Annotated in this window: 6 protein-coding genes; 3 read left to right on the forward strand and 3 right to left on the reverse strand. The window is 40.2% G+C overall.

Features of this window, described 5'->3' with window-relative positions:
* The 3 genes from CXF78_RS12540 to CXF78_RS12550 form a co-directional block, all read left to right on the forward strand.
* Positions 1 to 714 (forward strand): SDR family oxidoreductase (locus tag CXF78_RS12540; protein WP_257984904.1); only part of this gene is annotated, 714 nt, incomplete at its 5' end.
* Positions 715 to 990: 276 nt separating this feature from the next.
* Positions 991 to 1,377 (forward strand): lactoylglutathione lyase, encoded by a 387-nt coding sequence (gene gloA / locus CXF78_RS12545; RefSeq protein WP_102036980.1) that lies wholly within the window; start codon positions 991 to 993, stop codon positions 1,375 to 1,377.
* 13 nt (positions 1,378 to 1,390) lie between these two features.
* Positions 1,391 to 2,491, forward strand: a complete 1,101-nt coding sequence (locus tag CXF78_RS12550) for an alkene reductase (protein WP_102036981.1) — start codon at positions 1,391 to 1,393, stop codon at positions 2,489 to 2,491.
* 381 nt (positions 2,492 to 2,872) lie between these two features.
* On the opposite strand, the gene CXF78_RS12555 is transcribed toward CXF78_RS12550, so the two are convergent.
* From CXF78_RS12555 to CXF78_RS12565, 3 genes are all read right to left on the reverse strand, one after another.
* Positions 2,873 to 3,637 carry a mechanosensitive ion channel family protein gene (locus tag CXF78_RS12555; RefSeq protein WP_374702290.1) on the reverse strand — a complete coding sequence of 255 codons (765 nt, stop codon included), beginning with the start codon at positions 3,635 to 3,637 and terminating at the stop codon, positions 2,873 to 2,875.
* Positions 3,638 to 3,979: 342 nt separating this feature from the next.
* Positions 3,980 to 4,813 (reverse strand): hypothetical protein, encoded by an 834-nt coding sequence (locus tag CXF78_RS12560; protein ID WP_102036982.1) that lies wholly within the window; start codon positions 4,811 to 4,813, stop codon positions 3,980 to 3,982.
* Between the two features lie 292 nt (positions 4,814 to 5,105).
* Positions 5,106 to 5,461 (reverse strand): pentapeptide repeat-containing protein (locus CXF78_RS12565; protein ID WP_145991432.1); only part of this gene is annotated, 356 nt, incomplete at its 5' end.

Below are 5,461 nucleotides of genomic sequence, written 5' to 3' on the forward strand. Positions count from 1 at the left end.
GTTTTAATGAATAGTGAAGTAGTATTAATTTCCGGTGCGAATAGAGGCATTGGTTTAGCGTTAACTGAGCAATATCTTATCAACGGTTGCAGCGTCATAGCGACCTGTAGAAATACCACTACAGCGACTGAGCTTATGTCGTTAAAGGCTCAGTTTGCTGACAAACTATTGATTGAGTCACTGGATATAACGAACTCTGAATCAATCCAGCGCTTAGCGAATAATCTCAGCCAGCAAAATATTAGTCTCGATTTAATTGTTAATAATGCGGGCTTTTTAGATCGAGATAATCACAGTATTCATGCGATCGATTATGCTGACGCTGAAATGTGTTTTAAAGTGAACGCGCTCGGGCCATTATTTTTAACCCATTGTTTAATAAACCTGCTGAATAAAACACGTTTATGCAAAATAGTGATTATCTCTTCTTCAAAGGGAGCGCTATCACAAGCACAAGGTGTCGATTGGTATGGTTACCGAATGTCTAAAGCCGCAGCCAATATGTTAACTGTGAATTTAGCGACTGAACTGGTTAATGATAACGTCGCGGTGGTATCTGTTCATCCTGGCTGGGTGCAAACTGATATGGGCGGCAGCTCTGCAAGTGTTAGCGTTAACGATTCCGCACTTGGAATTATCAAAGTGATCAACAATTTATCGATCCACAATACCGGTCAGTTTTATGATGTTAGTGGTGAGCAACTGCCGTTCTAATCAGCGTATCTTCGCGCAACTCTTTGGACAACTGAAACTCACTATTTTCGAGTGTTAATGCTTAAACGCTCAATCCATAACATTAAATTATCAAAAGGATAAGTTTTAATAATTTAATGTTTAAGCATGCTCGCTGTATATTACTCTTATCGAACATAATTCATCATTAATACGTATACTTCACTTGGCAATGTAACCAATTGTTTATCCGACTTTTTACCCGAGTGCTTGCACATTTAATGATGCGATTCAAAGATATTGCCAAAAGAGAAATAGATGAAATTTTTACACACCATGTTGAGAGTTGTTGATCTAGCGAAATCAATCGAGTTTTACACCAATGTGCTGGGCATGAAAGTGTTAGAAACAACCGAAAACAAAGAGTATCGCTACACCTTAGTCTTTGTCGGTTATGGCACTCAAGCAGACAGCACCACGATTGAATTAACTTATAACTGGGATACCAATGAGTATGATCAAGGTAATGCTTTTGGTCATATTGCGCTGGGTGTAGAGGATATTTATAGAGCCTGTAATGACATTAAAGCACGCGGTGGCAAAGTCACCCGTGAACCAGGACCGGTAAAAGGTGGTACAACCCACATCGCCTTTATCGTCGATCCTGATGGATACCAAATTGAACTCATCCAAATTAGTCAGTAAAGAGGAATACACAATGAAAGATTCACTGTTTCAACCGATACAACTCGGTAAACTTTCTTTAAAAAATCGTATTGTTATGCCTCCAATGACGCGGTCGCGCGCCTCTCAGCCAGGTAATGTTGCCAACGATATGATGGCTGAATATTATGCTCAACGCGCTTCAGCGGGCCTTATTGTGAGTGAAGGTACCCAGATTTCAGCCATGGGCCAAGGTTATGCTTGGACGCCAGGTATTTATTCTCCAGAGCAAATAGCCGGATGGCAAAAAGTCACCAACGCTGTGCATGCAAAAGGCGGCACTATCTTCGCCCAACTTTGGCATGTTGGCCGCGTGACTCACCCAGACAATATCAATGGCAAGCAACCTATTTCGTCTTCTGCACTAAAAGCACAAAATGTAAAAGTGTTTGTGGATAATGGTACTGACGAACCTGGTTTTGTTGACGTGGTTGTGGCGCGTGAAATGTCTAAAGCTGACATTGAACATGTTATTGGTGAATATCGCCAAGCGGCGTTAAATGCGATTGAAGCAGGTTTTGATGGCATAGAATTGCATGCTGCAAACGGTTATTTAATTAACCAGTTTATCGATTCTGAAGCGAATAATCGTATTGACGAATATGGTGGTAGTATCGAAAACCGCCTGCGTTTCTTAGGTGAAGTGGTTGGTGCAATGACTGATGCCATCGGTGCTGATCGTGTTGGTGTACGTCTTGCGCCATTTACATCTTTAAATGGTACTGTTGATGCAACCCCCATTGAAACCTATACCGCAGCGGCAGTATTACTTAACAGTTTAAATGTGGTTTACATTCATTTTGCTGAAGTCGATTGGGATGATGCCCCCGAGACTCCTGCAGCGTTTAAAGATGCAGTTCGAGCGGCCTATAAAGGGATACTAATTTATGCTGGTCGTTACGACGGTGAAAAAGGCACACAGGCAATTAACGATGGCCTAGCTGATATGATTGGTTTTGGTCGACCATTTGTATCTAATCCTGATTTGCCAAACCGCATTAAGCATGGTTATCCATTAGCGGTGCACACACCAGAGACATTATTTGGCGGCTCTGAAAAAGGCTTAACTGATTACCCACAATACAGCCCAAGTTAATAGCAATCGTGCTGTTTAACTAAGTGAATATTAGAGCGATTCTGACGTAACGTTAGGATCGCTTTGTGCGTATAGACCACTTATCAATCTGCATATGTCTTTGTGTAAGGCTGTATCATTCAGCGTTGCCAAAACCTTACTCCTTTAGCCCTGCCATAAGCTGAAAAAACGTTGAATGAAAAACCAATGAGTTGCGCGGCAAACTATTCTTATACTGGCCACTATGCTTGCTGCTGTGGGTTGGATAGCTTCCAAACTTGTAATTTTAGACATGCTTGGAGAAGTGTTTGTTGATGCTAAAACTAAGTGAAGCTATTGATACTAAAGCGGAGTGGCGATTTGATTAATCTCAGCATTAAACTGAGATTAATCATAATTGAATTAACTAAAGTTTTCGTGGTAAGCAATCATAAAGTCTTCTCTTATTAACTGCTCTAAATGTATGGCGCGTTCTGTGGGGCAAAAAATCATGATATGCACATTTTGCTCGCCGTTAATGCCGCTGGTGATATGAATATGCGGTTCGCTGCCGGGTAAATCGACACCAGCATGTTTTTCTATTACACCGTTGTAACGCTTGGCCACTTCAATAAAGTCTTCACAGTGCTGTTCTATTTGACGGGTTAACGCCGGAAACAATGTATAGAGATTAACAAACTGGACTACGGTAATCGTTATGTTGTGGTAAACATAACGTTTCATAAAGTTGAGGTTTTTAACCGCATAGGTAAAAAACATACTGTTAGGTAACGTCGCGGTTTTACCTGTGTAATGGTATTGACCATGATCGAGGTCGATCTCTTGGATCACGGTGGCCATTAAGTTATGTTCAATCACTTCGCCATATATTTTTCCTACTTCAATCCAATCACCAATCACAAATGAACGTGAACTCGCGCGTTGTATTGAGCCGGTAAAACACAAAATAATTTCTTTTGATGCTATGACTAAAGCAATGGCAATAGCGGTAACTGACAGCGCAAACTTGCTAACTTCGGATTGCCAAAGTATGAACAAAATAACCAGTATTAAAATGAAGGTGCCATTTTTAGTGCGTGACATCCATTTGCGCTGCACATCAGAAAGAAAAGCGACGTCGCCACGAATACTTGAAATGATAAAACGTTTTATCACTGAGATAAGCATTATTATTAACACCGTTAATAATAATTTGTGTTCAAGAAAGAAATCGACGATCAAAGTTATATTATCTATCAAACCTGTTACCTACTTTGTTTGTGTTTTCACACTGATGGTGCTGAATTACGGACATTCCGGCCGTCACTCTATTGGCAATAGCAGCAGAAGACAAGGTAATTAGGCCATAACAGCATGAGGTCTAACCTGGTGCAGCATTTAACACTTAGTCAACTTCGGTAAACTTGCCCCTTAATAAACACGATAAAACCATTAATGTGGCTGACATTAATGGTTTTAAGCGTATCGACATGCGGAATAAAGAAATGAATATGTTAGCTGGTGATCATTTTAGTTAGATTGGTAGTAAATAACCGTTGGTGTTATTGCTATAACATCATCATATGGATACCCCAAAGCATTTGGCTGCCCTTTTACTGGCTTAACATCTGAGTTGTCGCTTAGCTTAACTCCCCAATGATTATTACTAATACCTTCGAAAATAATATTAATTACCCCGTAACTTTCTTTAACCATCGCGGTAACGTGGTGCTTGGCCATAATGTCTCTTACCCTAGCTGAGCGTGTTGAGCACATATTACACGCTTCTATATTGGTGACATTTTTAAAAAAAGTGGCATCGCCTGAAGGAACAAACCCAGCTACTGCTGACGGTTGATATTGAATAATACCTGCGGGGGTGAAAAATGCGTTATTGACTCTAAATACATTATCATCTGACTGCTGCACGATAGTGATATCGACATTGTCCTTAAAAAAAACACGGATTACGTCTTGCTGTATCAGCAATTTGTTGATGGCCTTAACCCTTTGGTTTCGGCATGATGTTTCATTGCACAGTACTCGATTGGGCAAACTGGTGACAAAGTTGGGGTCGGCTTTAAATATCGCGTTACTCATTACACCTAAGTTGAAATTAGCAAAATCATTTTTATCCTCTGCTGAGGTAAATTTTGTAGGGTGCACATCAAGCAAACCATACGGTGAGGCTAATCCGGGTAATATTTCTGCAATGCCATTTTTGGGTAATAAACCCCGTAAATGATTTATTGTTGCACGGTACTCTTTATCAGAATCTGCGGTGAGGAAATTTGGTAAGTTGTTAGCGCAGACAACTATCGGCACTAGCAATGAGCATAACAAAAATAGATAAGTGGCTCTCATAGGTGAGTAACATCCTTTTAACGTCATAGTTAACGTCATTGTTAACGTCATTGTTGCTTAAGCAAAACACAATTTTGTTGTCATGATGTTATAAAAACAAGCAAAGTGAAAGCTGTACGTTGTCATTATTAGTACTCTTTACTCAATAATGTCGACTCGGTTAGAGTGCAGACTTCACAATAAACCGAGCACTCTGCACATGTATATTACTTAGCGCTAAACACGTGAACAATTATTGATGACAAGTTCACTCAGAATAAGCAGAGCCACTATCGTTCTGCCTCATTTGGCGTTAACTAGGTAACACGATAACGCCGAGTTGCTCTAATAATTGCTCTTGTTGCCAGTCGCAGATTTTGACCCCCGTTAAGTTAACTCGACGAGGATCCAAACCGGTTAATTCACAATGTGATAAATCACAATATTGCATATCAAATTGTTGCCAGCTATTGGATGAAAATTCACCGCGACTTAAATCTGAACCTTTAAAAGAGGCCTTTTGTAAATTGGCGCCCGTCCAACGGTTTTCGAACAAGTCACATTTTTCAATGCATTGCTTTTCAAAGTCGGTATAAGACAAATTACAGCCGGTGATATACACCAAGCAAAAATAACTTTTGTGTGAAATCTGGTTTACAAAGCTGGTTT

This window comes from Shewanella sp. 11B5, from assembly GCF_002836795.1.
Classification (GTDB): Bacteria; Pseudomonadota; Gammaproteobacteria; order Enterobacterales; family Shewanellaceae; genus Shewanella; species Shewanella frigidimarina.